25 protein-coding genes are annotated in these 23,235 nt (G+C 63.1%); 15 read left to right on the plus strand and 10 right to left on the minus strand.

All coding sequences use genetic code 11. From position 1 onward, the window contains the following. Positions 1-43 precede the first annotated feature (43 nt). Positions 44-769 (minus strand): DUF2259 domain-containing protein, encoded by a 726-nt coding sequence (locus NKH97_RS10575; protein WP_352796625.1) that lies wholly within the window; start codon positions 767-769, stop codon positions 44-46. Between the two features lie 128 nt (positions 770-897). Here NKH97_RS10575 and NKH97_RS10580 point away from each other — a divergent pair, with 128 nt between their 5' ends. Next, positions 898-1,152 carry a DUF2171 domain-containing protein gene (locus NKH97_RS10580; RefSeq protein ID WP_127269889.1) on the plus strand — a complete coding sequence of 85 codons (255 nt, stop codon included), beginning with the start codon at positions 898-900 and terminating at the stop codon, positions 1,150-1,152. A 9-nt stretch (positions 1,153-1,161) separates the two neighbouring features. On the opposite strand, the gene NKH97_RS10585 is transcribed toward NKH97_RS10580, so the two are convergent. Next, on the minus strand, positions 1,162-2,187 hold the full coding sequence (locus NKH97_RS10585; RefSeq protein ID WP_352796628.1) for a P1 family peptidase: 1,026 nt from the start codon (positions 2,185-2,187) through the stop codon (positions 1,162-1,164). Next, positions 2,187-3,260, minus strand: coding sequence for a branched-chain amino acid ABC transporter substrate-binding protein (locus NKH97_RS10590; protein ID WP_352440160.1), 1,074 nt, complete (start codon positions 3,258-3,260; stop codon positions 2,187-2,189). The genes NKH97_RS10585 and NKH97_RS10590 overlap by 1 nt, the downstream gene beginning before the upstream one ends. Before the next feature lie 179 nt (positions 3,261-3,439). Between NKH97_RS10590 and NKH97_RS10595 the strand changes: the two genes are divergently transcribed. The 7 genes from NKH97_RS10595 (at position 3,440) to NKH97_RS10625 (ending at position 10,111) form a co-directional block, all read left to right on the plus strand. Beyond that, the gene (locus NKH97_RS10595) at positions 3,440-3,967 is read left to right on the plus strand and encodes a flavin reductase (protein WP_027036962.1); all 528 of its coding nucleotides are present in this window, start codon (positions 3,440-3,442) and stop codon (positions 3,965-3,967) included. After that, positions 3,964-4,893: an AAA family ATPase gene (locus tag NKH97_RS10600; RefSeq protein ID WP_352440161.1), complete on the plus strand. Its 930-nt coding sequence runs from the start codon at positions 3,964-3,966 to the stop codon at positions 4,891-4,893. Before NKH97_RS10595 ends, NKH97_RS10600 begins: the two co-directional genes overlap by 4 nt. 3 nt (positions 4,894-4,896) lie before the next feature. After that, positions 4,897-6,141: a vWA domain-containing protein gene (locus NKH97_RS10605; RefSeq protein ID WP_352773145.1), complete on the plus strand. Its 1,245-nt coding sequence runs from the start codon at positions 4,897-4,899 to the stop codon at positions 6,139-6,141. 60 nt (positions 6,142-6,201) lie between these two features. Next, positions 6,202-6,540 (plus strand): XdhC family protein, encoded by a 339-nt coding sequence (locus NKH97_RS10610; RefSeq protein WP_128303293.1) that lies wholly within the window; start codon positions 6,202-6,204, stop codon positions 6,538-6,540. A 65-nt stretch (positions 6,541-6,605) separates the two neighbouring features. Next, the gene (locus tag NKH97_RS10615) at positions 6,606-7,343 is read left to right on the plus strand and encodes an XdhC family protein (protein WP_352773147.1); all 738 of its coding nucleotides are present in this window, start codon (positions 6,606-6,608) and stop codon (positions 7,341-7,343) included. A 66-nt stretch (positions 7,344-7,409) separates the two neighbouring features. Continuing rightward, on the plus strand, positions 7,410-9,020 hold the full coding sequence (locus tag NKH97_RS10620; RefSeq protein ID WP_352796634.1) for an NTP transferase domain-containing protein: 1,611 nt from the start codon (positions 7,410-7,412) through the stop codon (positions 9,018-9,020). 239 nt (positions 9,021-9,259) lie between these two features. Beyond that, a complete protein-coding gene (locus NKH97_RS10625; RefSeq protein WP_352796637.1) occupies positions 9,260-10,111 on the plus strand; it encodes an alpha/beta hydrolase family protein in 852 nt (283 codons plus the stop codon). A gap of 29 nt (positions 10,112-10,140) precedes the next feature. Here NKH97_RS10625 and NKH97_RS10630 read toward each other — a convergent pair whose 3' ends face one another. Next, positions 10,141-11,193, minus strand: a complete 1,053-nt coding sequence (locus NKH97_RS10630; protein WP_352796640.1) for a DUF1176 domain-containing protein — start codon at positions 11,191-11,193, stop codon at positions 10,141-10,143. A gap of 138 nt (positions 11,194-11,331) precedes the next feature. Here NKH97_RS10630 and NKH97_RS10635 point away from each other — a divergent pair, with 138 nt between their 5' ends. Further along, on the plus strand, positions 11,332-11,838 hold the full coding sequence (locus NKH97_RS10635) for a DUF1993 domain-containing protein (protein WP_352796643.1): 507 nt from the start codon (positions 11,332-11,334) through the stop codon (positions 11,836-11,838). A 60-nt stretch (positions 11,839-11,898) separates the two neighbouring features. On the opposite strand, the gene NKH97_RS10640 is transcribed toward NKH97_RS10635, so the two are convergent. Further along, positions 11,899-12,063, minus strand: coding sequence for a hypothetical protein (locus tag NKH97_RS10640; RefSeq protein ID WP_224695736.1), 165 nt, complete (start codon positions 12,061-12,063; stop codon positions 11,899-11,901). Between the two features lie 396 nt (positions 12,064-12,459). Here NKH97_RS10640 and NKH97_RS10645 point away from each other — a divergent pair, with 396 nt between their 5' ends. The 3 genes from NKH97_RS10645 to NKH97_RS10655 all read left to right on the plus strand — a co-directional run bounded on the left by NKH97_RS10645 (position 12,460) and on the right by NKH97_RS10655 (position 15,417). Then, the gene (locus NKH97_RS10645; RefSeq protein WP_127258340.1) at positions 12,460-12,915 is read left to right on the plus strand and encodes a hypothetical protein; all 456 of its coding nucleotides are present in this window, start codon (positions 12,460-12,462) and stop codon (positions 12,913-12,915) included. A 116-nt stretch (positions 12,916-13,031) separates the two neighbouring features. Then, positions 13,032-14,099: an aldo/keto reductase gene (locus tag NKH97_RS10650; RefSeq protein ID WP_352796647.1), complete on the plus strand. Its 1,068-nt coding sequence runs from the start codon at positions 13,032-13,034 to the stop codon at positions 14,097-14,099. A gap of 52 nt (positions 14,100-14,151) precedes the next feature. After that, positions 14,152-15,417 carry a cysteine desulfurase-like protein gene (locus NKH97_RS10655; RefSeq protein ID WP_352796649.1) on the plus strand — a complete coding sequence of 422 codons (1,266 nt, stop codon included), beginning with the start codon at positions 14,152-14,154 and terminating at the stop codon, positions 15,415-15,417. A gap of 15 nt (positions 15,418-15,432) precedes the next feature. Here the strand turns inward: NKH97_RS10655 and NKH97_RS10660 are convergent, their stop codons facing one another. From NKH97_RS10660 to NKH97_RS10680, 5 genes are all read right to left on the minus strand, one after another. Further along, complete coding sequence (locus tag NKH97_RS10660) at positions 15,433-16,461, minus strand: histone deacetylase family protein (protein ID WP_352793687.1); 1,029 nt, start codon at positions 16,459-16,461, stop codon at positions 15,433-15,435. Continuing rightward, complete coding sequence (locus NKH97_RS10665; protein WP_352440171.1) at positions 16,458-16,973, minus strand: GNAT family N-acetyltransferase; 516 nt, start codon at positions 16,971-16,973, stop codon at positions 16,458-16,460. The genes NKH97_RS10660 and NKH97_RS10665 overlap by 4 nt, the downstream gene beginning before the upstream one ends. 226 nt (positions 16,974-17,199) lie before the next feature. Next, positions 17,200-18,129 (minus strand): 3,5-dioxohexanoate:acetyl-CoA acetone transferase, encoded by a 930-nt coding sequence (kce, locus tag NKH97_RS10670; RefSeq protein WP_352796653.1) that lies wholly within the window; start codon positions 18,127-18,129, stop codon positions 17,200-17,202. 10 nt (positions 18,130-18,139) lie between these two features. Beyond that, positions 18,140-19,519, minus strand: coding sequence for an aminotransferase family protein (locus NKH97_RS10675; protein ID WP_352796656.1), 1,380 nt, complete (start codon positions 19,517-19,519; stop codon positions 18,140-18,142). 1 nt (position 19,520) lies between these two features. Further along, the gene (locus tag NKH97_RS10680) at positions 19,521-21,164 is read right to left on the minus strand and encodes a N,N-dimethylformamidase beta subunit family domain-containing protein (RefSeq protein WP_352440173.1); all 1,644 of its coding nucleotides are present in this window, start codon (positions 21,162-21,164) and stop codon (positions 19,521-19,523) included. A 154-nt stretch (positions 21,165-21,318) separates the two neighbouring features. On the opposite strand from NKH97_RS10680, the gene NKH97_RS10685 reads away from it, so the two are divergent. The 3 genes from NKH97_RS10685 to NKH97_RS10695 all read left to right on the plus strand — a co-directional run bounded on the left by NKH97_RS10685 (position 21,319) and on the right by NKH97_RS10695 (position 23,182). Beyond that, on the plus strand, positions 21,319-21,567 hold the full coding sequence (locus tag NKH97_RS10685; protein WP_013532091.1) for a ParB N-terminal domain-containing protein: 249 nt from the start codon (positions 21,319-21,321) through the stop codon (positions 21,565-21,567). Positions 21,568-21,696: 129 nt separating this feature from the next. Further along, the gene (locus NKH97_RS10690; RefSeq protein WP_023810371.1) at positions 21,697-22,182 is read left to right on the plus strand and encodes an SRPBCC family protein; all 486 of its coding nucleotides are present in this window, start codon (positions 21,697-21,699) and stop codon (positions 22,180-22,182) included. A 43-nt stretch (positions 22,183-22,225) separates the two neighbouring features. Then, positions 22,226-23,182, plus strand: a complete 957-nt coding sequence (locus tag NKH97_RS10695) for an alpha/beta fold hydrolase (RefSeq protein WP_128303305.1) — start codon at positions 22,226-22,228, stop codon at positions 23,180-23,182. Positions 23,183-23,235: the final 53 nt, after the last annotated feature.

The raw sequence follows: 23,235 nt of genomic DNA on the forward strand, positions 1-23,235 counted from the left end.
CGGTTCAGCGAACGATCGCGCGGGGCGGGTGGGACAAGCGGTGTCACAGGCGGCCGGTCACCGCGATCCAGCGAAAGTCCGGGCCTTCAAAGCCGTACTGGCGCACCGCGATCAGCACGGCATAGGCGCTGAGACTGTCCATCGAAAAGGTCTGCACGGCGCCGATGCGGTAGCCGTTCGGGCAACCCCGGCTTTTCGGTATCGCCTTATCCTCGTGCAGCAGCTTGGTGGTGCCACCATCCTGCGCCTCGATGCGCAGCAGCCGGAAGCCGTTGATCTCGCCCTGGCTCTCGCAGCCCTCGGTGTTGTTCATGCCGATCTCGTCGAGCCGGAACTCGAGCGGTGGGTCGACCGGCGAAAAGATCGGGCGCGGGTTGACTGCCATCCGGTGCGGATCGGCCGAAAGTTCGGTCACCGGGTTGAAACCGGCGGTGATGCCGCGATTGGCGTCCAACTGGGCCTGACTGACAATGGCTTCGCCTTTTTGTCGGGCCTGAAGGCGCGCCGCATCCAGTTTGGCATTCTCGTCCTCAAGCCGGACCCGGATCGGCGTGCCCTTGAGAAAGCTGTCGGTGCTGGTGTCGATGTAGTAGCGGTTGGCATAGGGAAAACCCGATCCATCCTGCACGCCATATTCCTCGAAAGCAAAGACGTTGCCGTCCTTGGTGAAGCCGAGGATTTCAAGTTCGGCGACATCGCCGGCATGAGCCGCGATCGAGGTGGCAAACTGTGCAAGCAGGCCAACGGCAAACAGAAAGAGCATTCGCATCGGTCTTCACCCCGGTGATCGTCTCAATCCCCTAGCACGCCGAAATCAAAACGTCATGCGGTGCGAAAGCCGATGCATCCAATCGGCCCGTCATTTGTTATGGTCGGCAGTCCCAATGGAGAACCACCATGACCGACACCAGCAAAATTCGTGAGCATATGGAAGTCGTCGGCGCCGACGGCGTGCATGTCGGCACTGTCGACAAGGTCGATGGCCAGCGCATCAAGCTAACCAAGGCCGATAGCGGCGAGGGCGCTCACAAGGGCCATCATCACTATATTCCCCTGAGCCTGATTGCCGAAGTCGACGGGAAGAAGGTCTGGCTGTCGGCGAATTCCGATGTTGCGGTGACGTTCGAGGAAGAAAAGTCCGATCGGGTCTGATTGATCGCTTCACCTCAGGCGTGACGACCAGACCGGAAACAGATCGTTTTCGGCAGGCGTTGCCGCATAGACGCCGCGACTGATGGCGCGCGCCATGGTGGCGCCGGCGGCGGCGTAGAGATCGATTGCGGCATCGGCGGAGAGTTCGATACCGCTCGTGCCGGTCGCCAGCGCGAACACAAGATCGCCATCGGCCGGTGTGTGCGTCGGCCATATGGCGCGCACGAACCCGTCATGCGCCGATATCGCCAGGCGCTTGGCGGCAGCTTTTGTGAGCACCGCATCGGTGGCAATGACGGCGATGGTGGTGTTGCCGCCGGTCTCCATCTGCCTGCCAACATGCTTGTCGCGGTGTTTCAAAAGAATCCGTTTCGCATCGTCCGGCATCGGCGTGGGGTAACCAAGCCCGCCGAATTCGCCGCCGATTTCGAATGGTGCTGCCCAGAAATGGCGGGTTCGGCTGACGGTTACCGAGCCCGTCGGATTGACGGCGGCCAGCGCGCCGATGGTGACGCCACTTTCCAGCAGCGTCGAGGCGGAGCCGAGGCCGCCCTTTAGCCCCGAGGTCAGCGCACCGGTGCCGGCGCCGATTGTGCCGAGTTGGAAATCGGCGGTGGCGGTTTGCGCCGCCTCATAGCCAAGCTCACGGTAGGGCGGATAACGGCCCCAATCCTTGTCGCCGCCATTGCGCAGGTCGAACAGGATCGCCGATGGCACGATCGGCACGCGAAAGCCACCGACCTCGAGGCCGATGCCGCGTTCGCGCAACGCCGCCTGCACGCCGGATGCCGCGTCGAGGCCGAAAGCCGAACCGCCTGAAAGCACGACGGCGTGCACCACATCGACCGAATTGTGCGGTTCGAGCAGGTCTGTCTCGCGCGTGCCCGGCGCGCCGCCCAGGATCTGAACGCCAGCCACCGTCGGCGCATCGCAAAGCACGGTCGTCACCCCGGATTTCAGCCTGGCGTCGGACGCATTGCCGACGCGCAGGCCGGCAACGTCGGTGATCAGGTTGCGTGGGCCGGTGCGAAACATCAGTTGCTTTCCAAGGGCGCAAAGCGCGTGCCGTCGAAACGAAAGACGCGGTAGGGGCTCTGGCTGAGGTCGCCTTTTGCATCAAAGCGGATCGGCCCGATCGCCGTGGTGAAATCCTGCCCGGTCAGGGCTTCAGCCAATGGCTTGCCCGAGCTTTCGGACAAGCTTGATGCCGCCTTGGCGATTTCGACCGCGGCGTAGGCGGGCAGCGCATAGCCGTCGGGCACGATCTTCCTAGCGTCAAATGCCGCCAGCACTTTTGGATCGGCGACATCGGCCCATTCAGGCGGTGCGATCATCAGCGTGCCCACGGCATAGGGCACGTCGCCCGGCGGTGTGCGGAGATTTTCGCCGCCGGCAAAGACGATGCCAGCCTGAAGCTGTGCGGCATCGCGGCCCATGATGGCGATGTCGTCGCCGTCGCCGCCAGCAAAGACATGCGTCGCGCCGGCCTTCTTCAGCCGGCCGATCATGCCGATCTGGTTGTCGAGCTGTGGCCGGAACGTGTCTGTGAATACCGGCCTCAGCGCTGCCTGTTCGGCCGCTGCCCGCAACGTCTCGGCGATCTCACGGCCGTAGATGGTGCCGTCGTCGATAATGGCGAACAGCTCGTTCTGCCACAGATGGGTGAGGGCAGAAGCGACGGTGTTGCGCTCATCGTCGCCGCGTGGTCCGAGGCGATAGACCGGCCAGCCAGTCTTGGCGCGGCGGTCGGTCAGGCTTTCGGTCCGCACGCCAACGGTGATGACCGGAATGCCGGCATCCTTCAGGATCGGCATCGCCGCCTCGATGGCCTCGGTGCAGAGAAAGCCGACCACGATATTGACCTTGGCGGCCGCAAACTTCCTGGCCGCGGCAGCGCCGCCATCGGCGGTGCAGGAATCATCCACCGTCTTCAGTTCGATGCCGTTCGCTTCGGCCGCCAGGCCGGTCCCGGCCTCGATCTGCTTGCCGAGAATGGCAGATGGTCCCGATAGCGGTGCCGCGACGCCGACGAGCAGCGTCTGGGCATCCGCGGCACTGGCCAGAAACAGCCAGAACAGCGCCGCTATTGTTCTTGTCCTGGGTCGCATTCGAGCGATGGGTCCCTCCGTGCCGGCTCTATGCTCCCGGCACTATTGCCGCCAAGACCTAAAGGCTGCCCGGCCTTGGTGCAACACGCGAATTTCGGGATATGGCTCAGGCACTTCGCTTGTGGCGGGCTATGTCTGGCCATATATGTCGGTAGGATCCTGACCATGGAAAAATTCCGGTGCTGAAGAAGAACGACATTGGGCCGCAGGCCTATCGCGACGCGATGAGCCACTTTGCCGGCCACGTCCATGTGGTCACCACCGACGGGCCGGCCGGCAAGCGCGGCACGACGGTGATCGCCGCCTGTTCGGTGTCGGACACGCCGCCCACCATCCTGGTCTGTCTCAACCGCGAAAATGCCAAGAATGAGCTGTTCGTGAAAAACGGCAGGTTTGCCCTGAACACGCTGGCCTCGCACCAGGAGCCGCTGTCGGTCGGCTTTTCCGGCATCACCGGCCTGCCGGTCGAGGAACGTTTCGCGCTTGGCGAATGGGATGTGATCTCTACCGGCGCACCGACGCTGAAAGGCGCGCTCGCCGTGTTCGACTGCGAATTGATCGACACCAAGGATCTGGCCACCCATCGTGTGCTTTTTGGCAAGGTGACAGGTCTGCGTATGGGCGATAATTTGCGGCCGCTGATCTATCACGCCCGCGGCTACCACGTACTGGAAAGCGGAGCGGCGGCGTTCACGGAGAAAGAATGACCGAGCTGAAACCGCGCGCCGCGCCACGGACGATCGACGAGACTCTCGATCTCCTGACCGGTGCGGACTATGTGGCGGACCGGTCGCTGGCGACCGTGCTGTTCCTGTCGTTGCGTATGAAGCGGCCGCTTTTCCTCGAGGGCGAGGCCGGCGTCGGCAAGACCGAGATCGCCAAGGTGTTGGCACAGGCGCTCGGCCGCCGGCTGATCCGCCTGCAGTGCTATGAAGGCCTCGACGTCTCGTCCGCCGTCTATGAGTGGAACTACGCCGCGCAGATGATCGAGATCCGCATGGAGGAGGCGGCCGGCGAGGTCGAGCGCTCCGCCATGGAGCGCAACGTCTTTTCCGAAAAATACCTGATCCGCCGCCCGGTGCTCGATGCGCTGACCGGAAAGACGGGCGCTGCCCCGGTTTTCCTGATCGATGAGCTCGACCGCACCGACGAGGCGTTCGAGGCCTTCCTGCTCGAAATCCTGTCCGATTTCCAGGTGACGGTGCCCGAACTCGGCACCATCAAGGCGGAAGAACCACCGATCGTCATCATCACCACCAATCGCACCCGCGAAATCCACGATGCGCTGAAGCGGCGCTGCCTTTATCACTGGGTCGACTATCCCAATGCCGAGCGCGAGCTGGAGATCGTGCGCCGCAAGGTGCCGCAGGCCAACCAGCGCCTTTCGGCCGAAGTGGTCTCCTTCATCCAGAAGCTGCGCCAGATCGAGCTGTTCAAGGTGCCGGGCGTCGCCGAAACCATCGACTGGGCCGGCGCGCTGACCGAGCTCGACAAGGTGGCGCTCGATCCTGAAACCGTCTCCGACACGATCGGCGTGCTGTTGAAATACCAGGACGACATTGCCCGCATCGAACAGGGCGAAGGCCGGCGCATCCTCAACGAGGTGAAGGCCGAGCTTTCGGCGGCGGAGTAGGCGATGCTGCGCCCCGAGCCAAAAGAGGCCATGCCGCACGGGCGAATCGCCGACAACATCGTCTATTTTGCCCGCACCTTGCGCAAGGCGGGCATGCGGGTCGGGCCGGCCTCGGTCAAGGACGCCATCGAGGCGGTGCTCGCCGCGGGCATTGGTTCGCGCGACGATTTCTACTGGACGCTGCACGCCGTGCTGGTGTCGCGGCATGAGGATCACGCCATTTTCGACGAAGCCTTCCGGCTGTTCTGGAAGTCGCGCGAACTGATCGAAAAGATGCTGGCTATGTTTTCGCCGGTGACACCCGACACCAGGGAAAAGCAGAAGCCACGCGCCGCTGAAAACCGGGTCAGCCAGGCGATGTTCGAGGGCCACCAGAAGAACCAGCCGCCACAGGAAATTCCCGAGATCGAGGTCGACGCCCGCTTCACCTTTTCCGGCAACGAGGTGCTGCGGGCCAAGGATTTTGCCCAGATGAACGCCGCCGAGATGGCCGACGCCAAGAAGGCGATCGCGCAGTTGCGGTTGCCTTTCGACATGGTGCGGACCCGGCGCTTCAAGGCCGATGCGCATGGCCGCCGCATCGATCCGCGCGCCATGATGCGTTCGGCTGCGCGCACCGGCGGCGAGCTGATTCTGCCGAAGTTCCGTTCGCCGCGCGAGGTTCACCCGCCGCTGGTGGTGCTGGCCGATATTTCCGGCTCGATGAGCCAGTACACGCGCATCTTCCTGCATTTCCTGCATGCGCTGACTGAAAAAAGGCGTCGCGTGCACACCTTCGTCTTCGGCACCCGGCTCACCAACCTGACCCGGCAGATGCGCCATCGCGACCCGGATGCAGCCCTTGCCGACTGTTCGGCGGCGGTCAGGGACTGGTCGGGCGGCACCCGCATCGGTGACACGCTGGCCGAGTTCAACCTGATATGGTCGCGGCGTGTGCTGGGGCAGGGCGCGGTCGTGCTTCTGATCACCGACGGGCTGGAGCGCGACGATGTCGCCGGCCTGTCAGAAGAAATGGAACGCCTGCACAAATCCTGCCGGCGTCTGATCTGGCTGAACCCGTTGCTGCGCTTCGACGGCTTCCAGGCGCGCGCCCGCGGCGTCAAGACGATGCTGCCGCATGTCGACGAGTTCCGCTCGGTGCACAATCTCGACGCGCTCGCCGATCTCTGCGCGTCGCTGGACAAGAAGTCGGCACAATCCGTCGATCCGCGCCGATGGCTGGAAGCTGGCGCGAGGCACGCCGCATAACCATATCTTTCCCATCCGGAAAACAGATCCCGAGAAAAACAGACTTCTGGAGAAACGGTCATGGAAAACAGCATTTATCTGGATGAGGCCCGCGACCCGCTGATCATTGCGGAGGGCTGGATGAAGGACGGCAAGGACGTGGCCATCGCGACTGTGGTCGAGACCTGGGGTTCGGCGCCCCGACCCATAGGCAGCCATCTGGTCATTGATGCCGACGGCAATTTCCACGGCTCCGTTTCCGGCGGCTGCGTCGAAGGCGCTGTGGTCAGCGAGGCCATCGACGTCATCGACAGCGGCAAGGCCAGGATGCTGGAGTTCGGTGTTGCCGATGAAACCGCATGGCAGGTCGGCTTGTCCTGTGGCGGTCGCATCAAGGTGTACGTGGAAAGACTGGGCTAGAGCATGATCCCAAAAAGTGGGACCCGGTTTTTGGACAAGATCATGTTCGGACAAGAGATTTCCTGATGGATCCCTACGCCTTAAAAACTTTGAACGCCGAACGACGCGCTCGCCGTGCGGCGATCCTTGTCACCGATCTCGGTGACGGCCGCGACCGGATCGTGCGCGAGGGCGATCAGGTCGCCGGCGATCTTGGCGCCGCGATCGCCAAGGCGTTTCGCACAGGCAACTCCGGTTCGGCCGAAGCCGAGGGGCGGACTTTCTTTCTCAACGCGCATCTGCCGCAACCGCGTCTGGTCGTGATTGGCGCTGTCCATATCAGCCAGGCGCTGGCGCCGATGGCCAGGATCGCCGGCTATCCCGTCGAGATCATCGACCCCCGCACTGCTTTCGCCACGCCGGACCGCTTTCCCGACGTGGCGCTTCATGCCGAATGGCCGGAGGATGTGCTGAAGCGCCAGCCGCTCGACAGCTACACCGCACTTGCCGCCGTCACCCATGACCCGAAGGTCGATGATTTCGCCCTGAAGGCCGCGCTCGACGCCAACTGTTTCTATGTCGGGGCGCTCGGTAGCAGGAAGACGCATGCCAAGCGGGTCGAACGCCTGCTGGCGCTGGGCGCGAGCGCCGATCAGATCGCCCGTATCCATGCGCCGATCGGGCTCGACATAGGTGCTGCCAGCCCGGGAGAGATCGCCGTTGCGGTGTTGGCCCAGGCGATCCACGCCTTCCGCTCGCGCGGTTTCGATGCCTCCGCATCGGCTCCGAAATCGAAATCGATTTTGGAAAAGCACGATGCGTAGATTCAAAGTAGTAGAGCGTCCTTTGCGCGTCCAAAAGGACGCGCAGCGCTCTACGGGCGCCGTCGCGTGAAATTCGGCCCGATCCCTATTGAGACGGCGGAAGGCGCGGTGCTGGCGCATTCCACCACCGCTGGTGAACGCCGCTTCCGCAAGGCGCACAGGCTGAGCGCCGAAGATGTGGCGCTGCTGCGGGCTGCCGGCATTTCCGAGGTCGTTGCAGCCGTGCTGGCCGCCGACGACCTCGGCGAGGATGCCGCCGCGCAGACGATCGCCGAGAGTATGGCCTTTCGCGGCATCGAGGCCAGGCCTGCCGCGACCGGGCGGGTCAACCTCCATGCCAAGGCGCCGGGCATCTTCACGGTCGATGCCGCTGCCATCGACGCCATCAATGCCATCGATCCCGCCATCACCATCGCCACGCTGGCGCAGCATGCGCCGGTCGAGAAAGGCCAGATGGTCGCGACGGTGAAGATCATTCCCTTCGCGGTCAGTTCAGCGCTGGTCGACGCCGCGACAAAAATTTGCGCCGGTGGTGAGATCTTTGCCGTCAACGCCTACCAGCCGGTGCGTGTCGGCGTCATCCAGACGGTTCTGCCGGGCATCAAGCCGAGTGTGCTGGACAAGACGTTGCGCGTCACCGAAGCGCGGCTGGCGCGCACCGGCGGCAGGCTGACGGCGGAGCGCCGCACGCCGCATGAGATCGCGTCGGTGGCGGAAGCCGCGGCCTCGCTGGCGCGCGACAACGACATGGTGGTGATCTTCGGCGCCTCGGCGATGAGCGATTTCGCCGATGTCGTTCCCGCCGCGATCGAGAAGGCGGGTGGTACTGTCATCCGCGCCGGCATGCCGGTCGATCCCGGCAATCTGCTGGTGTTGGGTATGCTCGACGGCAAGCGCGTCATCGGCGCTCCCGGCTGCGCCCGCAGCCCCAAGGAAAACGGCTTCGACTGGGTGCTCGACAGGCTGATCGCCGGTCTCGACGTGACCGCCAAGGATATTGCCGGCATGGGAGTAGGCGGGCTGCTAATGGAAATCCCGACGCGGCCGCAGCCGCGCGAACCGCTGCCGGCCATGAGCCAGCTCAAGGTCGGGATCGTGCTGCTGGCGGCGGGCCGGTCGAGCCGCATGGGTGGACCGAACAAGCTTTTGGCGCTGTTCGACGGCAAGCCGCTGGTGCGCCGCACCGCCGAGCGGGCGCTCGGCTCGAAGGCGTCTGGAACGATTGTCGTCACCGGCCATCAGCGCGAGCGGGTGCGCACGGCGCTGGCCGGCCTCGACGTGACCTTCGCCGACAATCCGGATTTTACCGAGGGCCTGTCCACCTCGCTGAAAGCCGGCATTGCCTATCTGCCGGGAGACGCCGCCGGTGTGATGATCGTTCTCGGCGACATGCCGGGTATCGCGTCCGACGACCTCGACAGGTTGATCGATACATTCCGCAAGGCCGGCGGCAATGCGGTGGTCCGTGCCTCGCATGACGGCAAGCGCGGCAACCCGGTGCTTTTGCCGCGCTCGCTGTTTCCGGCGATCGCCCATCTGGAAGGCGACACCGGTGCACGCCATCTGGTCGAGACCGAAGGGCTCGATGTCATCGATGTCGAGATCGGCGCGGCGGCGTCTGTCGATGTCGACACGCGCGAGGCGCTGGAAGGCGCTGGCGGCGTGCTGCAGGATTGACAAACCCAAGCCTAAAAACGCATGCCAGAGGGATGACTTCATCTTCCATGTTGGCGCTTTTACCCCCCTCTGGCCTGCCGGCCGTCTCCCCCTCAAGGGGGGAGATTGGCAGCTTTGACGGCAGCTCACGTCCCGAAACCTTGGAGATTGGCGAAAGCAGAAGGCGCATCCAATCTCCCCCCTTGAGGGGGAGATGGCCGGCAGGCCAGGGGGGGGCGTGCCGCGCTTTCCTCACGGCAATGCTTTTCTTGTTTTCTTCGGCCGCCAACGCCGACACGTTGTCCTTGAAACCCTTCAAGGACGATCTCTTCGCCTATCCGGCCACGCTGTCGTCCGACACCAACGGCGCCTACACCGTCATCGACTACCGCGAGATGCGCGATATCAACCAGCGTGACCAGGTGCCTGAGCGCCGGGTGAACGCCCAATACACCGACACCGGCGTCCGCAAGATGCAGCAGGATCTGTTGCTGAAAACCGATGCTGGCGATGTCAGGCATGTCGCCGTCGGAAGGACCGAGGGCGCCGGCATCATCGTGCTTTATCTGCACGGGCAGGGCGGCAGCCGCAAGCAAGGCGTCGACGACTTCACCTTCGGCGGCAATTTCAACCGGCTCAAGAACCTGATGGCCGGCAATGGCGGCCTCTACCTCAGCCCGGATTTTACCGATTTCGGCGACAAGGGAGCGACGCAGGTGACGGCGCTGATCGGTCATTATGCCGAACGGTCGCCAAGTGCGAAGATCTTCGTCGCCTGCGGCTCGATGGGCGGCGCGCTGTGCTGGAGGCTTGCCGCGCGCAAGGACATGGGCGGCCGCATCAGCGGCCTGCTGCTGCTCGGCTCGCTGTGGGATGAGAGCTTCTTCGCCAGCCCTGCTTTCAAGCGCCGTGTGCCGGTCTTTTTCGGCCAGGGCAGTCACGATGTGGTCTTCCCCGTGGCAAATCAGGAAGCATTCTTTCGCTCGATCCTGGCCAAATCGAAGACTTACCCGACCCATTTCGTTCGTTTCGAGACAGGCACCCATGGCACGCCGATCCGCATGACCGACTGGCGCGGCACGCTCAACTGGATGCTATCGAAGTCGCCCTGACAGGCGCTGCCTGCAAGCCCGTGTGACGCTCAAGGCGCGGTGTTGTAGTCGACGACAGTCTGCGGGTTTTGCTCGCCGTCATAGGACGCATCGACGTCGTACTGGACCAGCGAGAAATTGCCGTTGCGGAACAGATACGTCCCCGCGTCGGACGCGTCGCCGATGCCGCGCCACTTGTTGAACGTAGTGATCATCTGGGTGGCCTCGTCATAGTCGGAATTGACTGCCCAGCCCGACGTCTGGAAACCGACGATACTCATGCCCAGCAATTTGCCGTTGCTGTCATTGTTCTCGTAGCGGATGTCCATCTTGGGTTCGGCGAACTGCAATTGCTGCACGCCCGATACCTCGTCGGTCATGTAGTAGACCGAGCTTTCATTGTAGGCGGCGGCCGAGCAGGAAAAATGGAACAGTCGCGTCTCCTTGTCGGGATCGCCGGGCTGCGCATCCTTGTCCTTGTATTTGATCGAAAAAACGGTCGGCTCATTGGCGAGGAACTGCTTGTCGCACTGGTCGCCATAGGTTGCCAGAAAGGCCTTCTTGGCCTGTTCCAGTGCGGTGTCTTTCTTTGGCGGTGGCGGGCTATCGCCGCAGCTTGGCGGCAGCGCCTTCTCGAAATCGGCAGTGGAGGGCTTCAGTGCCCCTTTCTCGATGTGGATCGGATCGAAGGGTGGCTCCGCCTGGATCTGGGCATTCACCTGGCGCAGCGTATAGCACCCGGCAAAGACCTTTTCGCCGCCAGCCTTGTCCGTCGCGCGGATGGCGACGGGGACGTTGTAGAAAATGCTGCCAGCCGTGCCTTCGTCGGAAACCGTCCCGGTCTGGACTTCGACCTTGTCCGTCCCATCATAGCCCTTGACGAAACTATCGAAATCCTTTGCCGGCTTTGTATCGCCGAAATACCCCCATGCGCGGGCGAATTCGTGCCGGCTGATGGCGCTGTACAGCGAACGGACAACCGCATCGGCGCTCGACCGATCGTCGATATAGGGCGCTTCGGGGGCATCTTCGGCTGCCAATGTCGTTTGGCCGATCGGTGCAAGGGAGAGAAAGGCAGTCGCTGCGAAAAGGGCGCGTCTCATCGGGAACCTCCGCTCGATAAGAGGATTCTACGACGGCGATTGCGGCAACGTGGTGACGCAGCGTCGGCGGTCTTGAAAAATCCTGCGCGAAGGCGCTACGTGGCGTCCGCCGGCGTTCGGCCGGACAGGAGATTTGACGTGACGATATCGATGTATGAGGCATCCGTGCCGGTGTTTGCAGCCAGGCTGAAAGCGCTTTCCAATGTGCTGGCGACCGCCGAACAGAATGCGCTTGACCGCAAGATCGATCCGCAGGTGTTTTTGACCTCTCGGCTGGCGCCCGACATGTACGCTCTGACGCGGCAGGTGCAGATCGCCACCGATCACGCCAAGGGTGCGCCGTCCCGGCTCGCCGGGCGCGAAGTGCCGAGATACGAGGACAACGAGGCGAGTTTCGCCGATGTCCAGGCGCGCATCACGAAGACGCTGGACCTTCTGACGACCTTTTCGGCGGCAGAGTTCGATGGCTCCGACGACAAGATCATCGAGTTGAAACTTGGCGGACGCGAAAGCTCGATGCCCGGCCTGCAATATCTGTTGCATGTGGCCATGCCCAACTTCTATTTCCATCTTACCACGGCTTACGACATCCTTCGCCACAACGGCGTGCCGTTGGGCAAGGCGACGTTCCTGGGATCGCGCTAAGGAACTGAGTTTTTAGAGGTGTCCCGGACCGATCCGGGACATCCTGAACACCGCATGCAGCTAGCGAACGGACATTTCGCGGGCGATGCGGGGGAAGTCGGCCGGCTTGATCCCGATGTCGGCGCGGTCGGCATTGCTCATCGAATGAAGCAGCGCAAGCGCCGAGCGGTATCTCAGATGCTCCTGCGGCCGCGGCCGGGCGAACATTTCAGCGAAGAAACCCATGATTCAAGCCCCAAATTGGTCCTCCAGCGCTGCCAATATAGGTGAATCGTGACAATTGTGCAGTGCAGCATTCGCATACCTGCCATGTCTTGGCGATTTTTTCGCCATTTTCTGCAACCGGATGAAACTTTTGACTGATGCGCATCGTAGCCTCGAATGCTGGCTACATGGCCGGTTTTTCCTCGCCACTCCTGGCGAATTCCGGACTGCATGAAAATGCAGTCCGGCTTTTGTTTTTGGGATTGCGGTCAGTCAAGCGGTAGATGAGGCGACGGCTAAATTCGTTAAGATCGGTGCCATGCATTTTTAACGAGCCGGTTCTATGCTTCTATACCCGAATGGTCGGGCGAGGGGGAGGCTGACATCGCTACTGGCGCCAAGCGGGATTTCGCTTCGTTGCTCGACGACCTCTTCATCGCCCCCGACAAGAATGGCGAGGGCGAAGAGGCCGGCGCGCGTCCATCCATCCCGTTCGACTATCTTTCGGTGGCCGATGAACTCCATTCCGGCCGCATCAAGGTTTCCGCTGCCGAATATCGCGAGGCGGGCGCGGATCTGGCGACCGAATTCGCCGCCTTGCTCGATCATGCCAAGCTGGCTCTCGCCGGCGAAGAGCCAAAGCCCGAGGAGAAACTGCCGCCGATCGATCCCGAAGCCATCGCCGTGGAACTCGGCCTCAATCAGCCCAAGCAGGTCGCCGATTTCGGCCGCATGCGCCGCAGCTTTGCCTTTGCCAACCACCCCGACCGTGTCGCTCCGCATCTGCGCCAGCGCGCCATGATCCGCATGCAAGTGGCCAACATGCTGATCGACGAGGCCAAGCGCCGCGCGCTGGCCGGCGCTCGCCGCTAAACCTTTCGGGTTCACGCAAAAGTCGCTCTGGCCAGGCTTGGAGAGCGGCTCTGCTTTGCCTATAGATGCGGCTTCCTCCGCGCAGTCGCGCCAGCCTTCCTCCGGAGCCGAATTCCATGCACAAACGCCGTCTCGGTCGGACCGATCTCCTTGTTACCCAGATCTGCCTAGGCTCCATGACCTGGGGCCAGCAGAACACCGAGGCCGAAGGCCACGCCCAGATGGACCTGGCTTTCTCGCGCGGCGTCAATTTCATCGACACCGCCGAGCTCTATCCGATCCCGCCCAAGGCGGAGACGCAGGGACGGACCGAAAAGATCATCGGCAGCTGGATGAAAGCCAAGGGCAACCGTGACAAGGTAATCCTGGCCTCGAAGGTCGTCGGCCGCACGGCCAACAGCTGGTTTCGCGGCGACAGGCCGTCGCAACTGGTGCGCGCCGATATCTTTGACGCCATCGACAAGTCGCTGGCCAAGCTCGGCACCGACTATATCGACCTCTATCAGATCCACTGGCCGGAGCGGGATATCCCCTGGGGCGCCAACCCGACGCGCGTCGGCGCCGTGTCGCCGCGCGCCGATTCCGTCGGCGCACCGGCCGACGAAACGCCGGTCGCCGAGACGCTTGCCGTGTTCGACGAACTGGTGAAGGCAGGAAAGATACGCCATTTCGGCCTGTCGAACGAGAGTTCCTGGGGCGTGATGCGGTTCCTTGCCGAAGCCGACAAGGACATCGGCCCGCGCGTCGCGTCGATCCAGAACGCCTACAATCTCGTCAACCGCACCTTCGAGGTGAACCTCGCCGAGGTCTGCGAGCGCGAGCAAGTGTCGCTGCTGCCCTATTCGCCGCTGGCACAGGGATACCTGACTGGCAAATACGACCATGGCGCGCGGCCTCAGGGCTCGCGCACGCAGCTATTCAACCGCGGCCAGCGCTACGAGACGCCAGGTGCTGCCGAAGCACAACTTGAATACAATGAGCTGGCGCGCTCCTTTGACCTGGAGCCGGCACTGTTTGCCAATGCCTATGTCTCAAGCCGGCCGTTCGTAACCTCCAACATCGTCGGCGCAACGACGCTTTCGCAGCTCGACATGGCGCTGTCTTCCGTCGATGTCGTCTGGACCGAAGAAATGCAGAAGGCGGTGGATGCGATCCATCAGCGGGTCGGTAATCCCTGTCCTTGAACGGGGATTGGCCGCTGGCCGAATCCAATGATTACAATGGGAGAGGGCAACAATGAATTTTCCGATCGAGCTGGTCCGCGAAAGATTTCCCGCTCTCTCCCTGACCGACAAGGGCCGTCGCCGCATCTATCTCGACAATCCGGCCGGCACGCAGGTGCCGCAAGTCGTCGCAGACGCCGTGTCGCGCTGTCTTTTGACCACCAACGCCAACCTTGGCGGCTATTTCGAAACGACGATTGCCGCGCAGGCCGTCGTCGATGAGGCGCATCGGGCAATGGCCGATTTCCTTGGTGCGGCGAGCCCGGAAGAAATCATCATCGGCGCCAACATGACGACGCTGACCTATCACATGTCGCGCACGCTCGGTCGCACGATGAAGCCCGGCGACGAGATCATCCTCACCCGCATGGACCATGAGGGCAATGTGTCGCCCTGGCTGCAGCTGGCCGAGGATCTCGGCCTCGTCGTGCGCTGGCTGCCGTTCGACGAAAAGAGCTGGCAGGTCGAAGAGGCGACGCTCGCCGGGTTGCTATCCGACAGGACCCGGCTGGTCGCGTTGAACTATGCCAGCAACCTGACTGGTTCCATCAACCGGGTGAAGGCGCTGAGCGCCATCGCCAGGAACGCCGGCGCGCTGGTCTATGTCGATGCCGTGCAGTTCGCCCCGCACGGCCTGATCGACGTTCAGGAGCTCGGCTGCGATTTCTTGATCTGTTCGGCCTACAAATTCTTCGGCCCGCATATGGGCATTTTGTGGGGCCAGCATGATGTCATCGATGATCTGAAACCCTACAAGTGCCGCTGTTCATCCAACGGCCTGCCGGAGCGGTTCGAGCTGGGCACGCCGCAGATCGAACTGATGGCCGGCCTCACGGCCGCGGTCGATTACTTCGCCGACCTTGGCTCGGCAGCGGGCGAGGGTGGATCGCGAAGGCAGAAGATCGCCAAGGCGTTCGCGGTGTCGATCGCCTATGAAAACCCGCTGGCGCAACAGCTGATCGACGGTCTGTCCGATATCGAGGGTCTGACCATCCACGGCATCACCGATCCGAAGCGGATTGGCGAGCGCGTGCCGACGGTGTCCTTCACCGTCGACGGCATCGTGCCGGAGACGATCGTACGGCAGATGAACGCCGAGAACATCTTCCTGTGGTCGGGGCACAACTATGCCTGGGAGATCGTCCATCAACTCGGCATCCCGGCCGAGTATGGCGTCGTGCGCATCGGCATCGCTCACTACAACACATCTGCCGAAATCGACGAGACGCTGGAGAGCGTGCACCGGGTCATCGCCATGCTCAGGCAGCAGCGCTCCTGACACTGGCTTGAGTACTCACCGCATCTTGCCGCCGAAGCCGGTGAGGAACGCGGTGAGATTGTCGCCGAGTTCGTCGCAGAGGTAGCCGCCCTCCTGGACGATGACCGTCGGCAGGTCGAGCTTTGCGATGGCCTCGCCGATGCGCGAGAAACCCGGCGTCGTCACCGAAAGTCCGCCGAACGGATCGCCCTCGAACGCATCGAGCCCGAGCGCCACGACCAGCGCGTCGGGCGAAAAGGCACGGATGCGCTGGAACGCTACCTCGAGCGCTTCGAGAAACGCCGCGTCGGCGGATTTGCGTGGCAGCGGCAGGTTGAAATTGTAGCCGAGGCCTGGCCCTTCGCCGCGCTCGTCGGCATGGCCCCAGAAGAACGGGTAGAAACGCACGGGATCGGCATGCAGCGAGACGGTCAGCACATCCGGTCGTGCATAGAAGATGCCTTGCGTGCCGTTGCCGTGATGCAGGTCGACATCGAGGATCGCCACCCGTGCGGCCTGTTTACGCAGAGCCTGTGCGGCGACGGCCGAATTGTTGATGAAACAGAAACCGCCGGCGACATCGGCAAAGGCGTGGTGACCGGGCGGGCGGCATAGCGCGTAGGCGGCCGGTACGCCTGACATCACCGCCTCGGCGGCTTCGACCGCGCTCCAGGCGCTCCACAGCGCGCTTTGCCATGTTTCCCCTGAGATAGGGCAGGCCGTGTCGGCCATGTGGTAGCCGGCCTGGCCGACTGCCGAGGCCGGGTAGGAGCCGTTGCGCGCGATCGGATGGATGTTGGGGATCACTTCGGCCGAAGCGCCCTCGATGCGCTGCCAGCGCGCGTAGATATGCTCGAGGAAATCCAGATATTCGGGCGTATGCACAGCCGCGACCGGACCGAGGCCATGGTTGCGAGGTCGCTCGATCGTGCAGCCAGCATATTTTGCGCCGGATAACAATCTCCCGACGCGCTCCGGCTTTTCCGGATTGGGCTGCGCCGCACCGCTTGACAGAAAGGCCTTGGGGTCGTGACGCTTCTGTTCCTCGGCATAGAAGGCTTTCATTCCGGATCCTCGTTCTGCGGCGCATCGGCGAAGGCAAAGAACGCCTCGCCAATGATTTTCTGGGTCTGCTCATAGCTCGACCAGGCAATGCCCAGCCTTTCGTAGAAGGTCTTGGCGCCTTCATTGTCGGTGTCGACCGACAGTCGGAGATAGACGCCGCCTTCTTTCCGGCACTGCGCCGCAACGTGCCGCAGCAGCCGCTCGCCGATCTTGCGCCCGCGAAAACGATCCTCGACATAGAGGTCCTGCACATAGACGCCAGGCCGCCCCATCCAGGTTGAAAAGATCGGAAAATGCAGGCAAAGCCCGGCAAATTCGCCGTCCACCTCGGCGATCAGGGTCGAGAAGGCGGGCTTTTCGCCGAAGCCATAGGTTCTGAGATCGTCCGGTGTCGAGATGATTTCCTCCGGCGCGCCGATATGGGTGCCGAGTTTCAGGATCGCCGCGTGGATCGTTTCGACGTCGTCGAGAGTGCCGAGTCGAAGGAGGATATTGGGCGGGGGGACAATCATCGGAGGTTCGGTGCCCAGGCACCCCCCTCTGTCCTGCCGGACATCTCCCCCGCAAGGGGGGAGATTGGCAGTTTTGATACTACCGCCCATCCTGCAACGTTGGAAGTTAGCGAAAGCCGAAATGACATCCGATCTCCCCCCTTGCGGGGGAGATGTCCGGCAGGACAGAGGGGGGTGCGAAGGAACGCAATCATTTCAGATTGTCTCCCTTTCAAACGCCAGCATCTCAAAACGCCACCCGGTCGCCGCCCTTGAGCGCCAGCATGTCGCGCGCTTCGGTGGGGGTTGCAACCTCCAGCGACAGCCCATCGAGAATGCCACGGATGCGGCGCACCTGATCGGCATTGGATTTCGCCAGCTGGCGGCCGTCATAGAGACTGTCCTCCAGCCCGACGCGGACATTGCCGCCCATGGCCGCGGCGATCGAGATCAGCGGCATCTGCTGGCGGCCGGCGGCCAGCACCGAGAACTGGTAGCTGTCGCCGAACAATTTGTCGGCGATCCGCTTCATGTGGACGAGATTGTCCGGGTCAGCGCCGATGCCGCCCAGAATGCCCAGCACGAACTGGATGAACAATGGGCCAGACACCAGCCCCCGGTCGCGGAAATGCGCCAATGAGTAGAGATGGCCGACATCGTAGCATTCGAATTCGAAGCGCGTGCCGCAGCCCTTGCCCAGTCTTTCCAGCACCCCTTCCATGTCGGCGAAGGTGTTCTTGAAGATCGTGTCGCGGGTGGCTTCCAGCAGCTTCGGTTCCCACTCGTGCTGCCATTCCCTCGGCTTGTCGAGCATCGGGAACAGCGCGAAATTCATCGAACCCATGTTGAGCGAGCACATTTCGGGTTCGGCTCTGAGCGGTGCCACCAGCCGCTGGTCCAGGGTCATCAGCGACGAGCCGCCGGTGGTGATGTTGATCACTGCATCGGTCGCCTGTTTGATGCGCGGCAGGAACTGCATGTAGACGTCCGGATCGGCGGTCGGGCGGCCGTCACTCGGATCGCGGGCGTGCAGATGCAGGATCGAAGCACCGGCTTCGGCCGCCGCGATCGCCTCCGCTGCGATCTGGTCCGGCGTCACCGGCAGATAGGGCGACATCGACGGCGTGTGCACCGAGCCGGTGACAGCGCAGGTGACGATGACTTTTCTAGGCGCCATCTTTGTCGCCTCAGCCTTCGACCGGTAGGTCGAGTTCGGAGGCCAGAACGTCCAGCGAGTCGCCGATGATGGAGACGATCTCGCCGACCTGCTCCCTGGTGACGATCATCGGCGGCGCGACCATGAAATTGTCGCCGTCGACGCCGCCCTTGACCCTGCGGCCATAGATGATCAGCCCGCGCTCATAGGCGAGGTCGAGCAGCCGTTGCGTGGCTTTCATGGTCTGGTCGATCGGCCTCAGCGTCTCGGGATCGGCAACCATCTGGGCGCCGGTGAGCAGGCCCTTGCCACGCATATCGGCGATGAACGGAAACCGCTTCGCCAGCCCCTTCAGCCCGTCCATCAGCACGTCGCCCATGGCGGCCGCATTGGCGATCAGGTCGAGCCGGTCCATTTCACCGAGCACGGCAAGCCCGGCGGCGCAGGCCAGCGGATTGCCAGCATAGGTGTGGCCGTGCTGGAAGCCGCCGGAGTCAAGCAGCGGCTGCACCAGCCGCATCGGGGCGGCGAGCGCGCCAAGCGGCGCATAGCCCGAACCCAGCCCCTTCGACAGCGCGACGATGTCGGGCTTGCAGTTCCAATGGTCGCCGCCGAGGAATTTGCCGGTGCGACCGGCGCCGCTCATCACCTCGTCGTGGATGAGCAGGATTCCGTAGCGGTCGCAGATCTCGCGGATGCGCGGATAGTAGCTGTCGGGCGCCACCAGGGCTGAGGTCGCCGCGCCACCGATCGGCTCCATGATGAAGGCCACCACGCTCTCAGGCCCTTCGGCCAGGATCTTTTCTTCCAGCATGTCGGCATAGCGGATGCCGCGCTGTTCCATCGAGAGATTGTCGCGGTCGCGCCAGGCGTTCGGCGCCGGCACGGTCGGCATCACCCGCATCATCGGCTCGAACGTTTCGGCCAGCGCATCGTCGCCGGTGATCGAGAGCGAACCCAGCGTGCCGCCATGATAGGAGGGGAAGCGCGTGATCACCTTCCAGCGGCTGGCCTGTCCGGTGGCAACGGCCCATTGCCGCGCCAGCTTGATGCAGGATTCCGTCGCCTCCGAGCCGCCCGAGACGAAGAAGATGCGGTCCATGCCTTCCGGCAGCTTGCCGGCCAGTTCGCGTGCCAACTCCTCGGCCGGCTCGTTCTCGAAATGCAGCCGATAGGCGAAGGTGGCGCGGTCCATCTGCCGCTTCATGGCATCCAGCACATTGCGGTTAGAATGGCCGATATTGGCGACCATCGGGCCGCTCGAGCCGTCGATGAAGCGGCGGCCATCCTGCGTCCACATATAAATGCCCTCGGCGCGGTCGATCAGCGGCCGGCGCAGGCTGGACAAATAGAACAGATGCGACTCTCGCCGGGCATCGGTGTCTTGCGTGGCGGTCTGGACTTTCGACATGTCAGGACTTTCCGAGGTAACGATCGAGGACATTCTTGGTGACGCGTTCGACCATCGGGTCCTGTCTTAGCAGGCCGGCGACCCATTCGCAGCTTCCGGCGTGGAACACCTCGCCCTTGCCACGCGGGAAATTGACGATCATGCCGTTGCCGCGTTTGACTTTTTCCAGATTGGCGTCGCTCGCCTCGCCGAACAGCGTCTCGGCGGTGAAGCGGCCATCCTCGTCGGTGAGGAATTGGTCCTCGATCGGGATGTCGGCACTTTCCTCGACCTGGGATGCCATGCCGACGGCGAGAACCTGCAGGCCGTCTGGCGCGCCGCTGGTGGCGGTCGGGTAGGGCAGGCCGCCGCGTACCTCGAAGTCGAGCCCATCGACTTCATAGCCATAGACGTGGCTGTCGGAGCCCAGCAGGTCACCATAATAGATGCCGGTGCCGGCAAAGGCCCAGTGCTCCGGCCGGTAGACCGGAAAGCCACGCACGCCGCGCGGCGCGCAACCGCCCCAACCGGTATAAACCCCGCGCGTGGCGTTGAGCCCGAAGGTCGCCGAACCCGGCCGGCCGATTTCCGGCGCTTCCCAGGAGTTGGTGGCGCGGGTGATGTCGCCGCCTGGGAGATAGGCGGGGTCTTCGGCACGCGCGCGATATTTGTAGCAGACCTGCCGGCGGGCCTCGTCTTCCAGCCGCGTCTGCCACATGAAATTGCCGGCAAAGCGCGCCGCATGGCCGCCGCGCTCGACATAGGCGTCGACGGCATCGCGCATTTCCCAGGTCCAGTATTCGTCATGGCCGACGAAGACGGCACAGTCGTAGCCGTCGAGAATTTCGGGCGAAAAATGCAGATCGTGCTGGCTGATGAGATCGACGCCATAGCCGGCCCGTTCGGCGAAGCGGAAGAAATGGCTGTCATAGCTGGCCCAGCCCGACGAGGCGTATTTCTTCGAATGGCCGGTGGCGAGCGCCCATTCCATATGCGGATAACGCGGCACCGTCTTCGGCGGCACGGCGACTTCCAGCGGCACGCGCGGCGCATCCTTCGGCAGCACGACGAAGCCGCGGCACCAGGGGCGTTGCGTCGACACGATGGGCGAATACTGGTTGCGGTCCGGCCCGGTGATGCCCTGGTAATGGTTGGAGCCGCCCCAGGTGTTGTAGGCCAGCCATGTGCCTGTCGCAGCCACCTGCAGCACACGGCCGGGTTTACGGCCCGGCTGTGGGCTGACGATAAAAACATGGTGGCATTGGATCGGCTTGCCGTCGCGCCCGTCGGCGGTCAGCGTGACCCGATAGGCACCGGACGGCCAGTCCGCCCCGACGCGAAATTCGAAGGATACGTCCCAGCCGCAGCCTTCAACCGAACACTGGTCAGGTGTGTCCTGCCGGCGTGCCGCGATGCCCGATTTTTCGAACGCTTTGGTCTCGCTGCCGCCATCCCGGGTGATTGTCATGCCGAAGTTCGGAGCTGTCGAACTGACATGCAACGCCACCGTTTCGCCGGCGCGATAGGAAAAGCGGTCGCTGTAGCACCAGATCTCGCCGCGCTCGCCATCCATCCCCGGCCATTCGTAGTAATGGCCACGCACCGCGTGGCGGCGCTGCTCCGGCGTCAGTCCGAAATCGGGGAATTCGGTCGGCAGATGGGTCATGAACACCTGAAAGGTCGAAGGCCGCCATTTCGGCGATCTGCTGTCGTTGCGTCAAATGGAAACGATCGGACCAGCATTCGTTAGCCGCACCCTTGGCCGCCTCCATCAAACGGACTATCTCAGGGCAGGCGGCGTTTCCGCCACGGGGGTCGGAATGCTCAGAGTGCAAAAGGTCAAAGTCGACGAGATCTACGTGCCGACAGCGCGCAAGAAGACGCTGCATCCCGAGACCGTCCGCCATCTGGCCGAGGACATTCTGGAAAACGGCATGAAGACGCCGATCCAGGTCCGCCATGACGGCAAACGCCACATCCTCGTCGAAGGCCTGCACCGGCTGGAAGCGGCAAAGTGGCTCGGCGAAACCGAAATCGAGGCTTATCTGGTGCAAGCCAAGCGCCACTGACACTTCCTTCGTTCCCCACGGACCGACGCGGAGCAGGGACGTCATCGCAAAATTTTCGTGGACGATGTCGGTTTGCGGTTCATCGGCTCGTCCTTGGGACGGAAGCCAGATCAAACGCAGGACGCCCTTATGACCACCAAGCTCGACACCGCCCCCACCAACGACCGTGAAGTGGTTCTTGCCCGCATCATCGATGCGCCGCGTGAGAACGTCTATCGCTGCTGGACCGATCCGAAACTGATCACGCGCTGGTTCTCGCCAAAGCCGTGGACGACGCCGCGCGCCGAGATGGATGTGCGCACCGGCGGCTCGAGCCTTGTCGTCATGGCTAGCCCGGACGGTAACGAATTCCCCAACCCGGGAATCTTCCTCGAAGTCGTTCCCGGCAGGAAGATCGTCTTCACCGACGCCTACACAGAGGCTTGGCAGCCTTCGGAAAAGCCGTTCATGACCGTCGTGCTGACCTTCGAGGACGAGGGCAACGGCAAGACGCGCTACATCGCTCGGGTCAGGCACTGGAGCGTCGCCGACCGCGAACAGCATGAGAAGATGGGTTTCCACGAGGGTTGGGGACAGTGCGCCGACCAGCTCGAAGAACTCGCCAAAACGCTTTGATCCGCATGACGCTCTGATACCGGCAGGACGAGAGGAGATCGATATGTCCAAAACCCTGTTTTTCGCCATTTTTGCTTCGGCCGCAGCACTGCTTGCCTGCCCGGGCACCACCAATGCGGAGGAGACAAAACCCGCCATGACGACTGAGACGAACGCACTGCCGAAGCCGGAAAAGTCTGGCCTGCTGCCGATCGACGGCCTGAATTATTATTATGCCATCTATGGCAAGGGCGAGCCGCTGCTTCTGCTGCATGGCGGTCTCGGCACCACGGATATGTTCGCGCCGATCCTGCCGAAACTTGCCGAAAACCGCACCGTCATCGGCGTCGACCTGCAGGGTCACGGTCGCACCGCGCTGGGTGACCGACCATTCACCGTGGAAGCGATGGGCGACGACATGGCCGCCATCGTCAAGGCGCTCGGTTACGACCAGGTCGATGTCATGGGCTATTCGCTGGGCGGCGGCGTCGCCTTCCGAATGGCCGGCCAGCATCCCGAAGCGGTGCGCCGCCTCGTCCTGGTATCGACCGGCTACGCCACGGACGGCTTCTATGACGAGATGCGTCCCCAGCAGGCACAGGTGAGCGCGGCTGCGGCTGAGTTCATGAAGGACACGCCGATGTACAAATCCTACGTCGCGGTGGCGCCGCATCCGGAGGAGTTCCCGAAGCTCCTCGATGCGCTGGGCGGCTTCATGCGTCAGAACCGCGATTACTCGGCCGACGTCGCCAAGCTGAAGATGCCTGTCATGCTGGTCTATGGCGACAGCGATATGTACAAGCCCGAGCACGAGATCAAGTTTTATCAGATGCTCGGCGGCGGGCTGAAGGACGCCGGCTGGATGCGCGAGAACCTGTCGCAGAACCGCCTGGCGATCCTGCCCAACCGCACCCACTACGACACTTTCTTCGCCCCCGAACTCACGGCCGCCGCGCTGCCGTTCCTCAACGGCCAGACCAAGGTCAAAACCTGGGACGAGGTCGTCGGCGAAACGGAGTGAACGCCAAGGCCGCCGGTTGTTGGCTGGCAGCCGGCGGATCGTCATGCGGCCGC

Source organism: Mesorhizobium sp. M0870, from assembly GCF_040319775.1.
GTDB lineage: Bacteria > Pseudomonadota > Alphaproteobacteria > Rhizobiales > Rhizobiaceae > Mesorhizobium.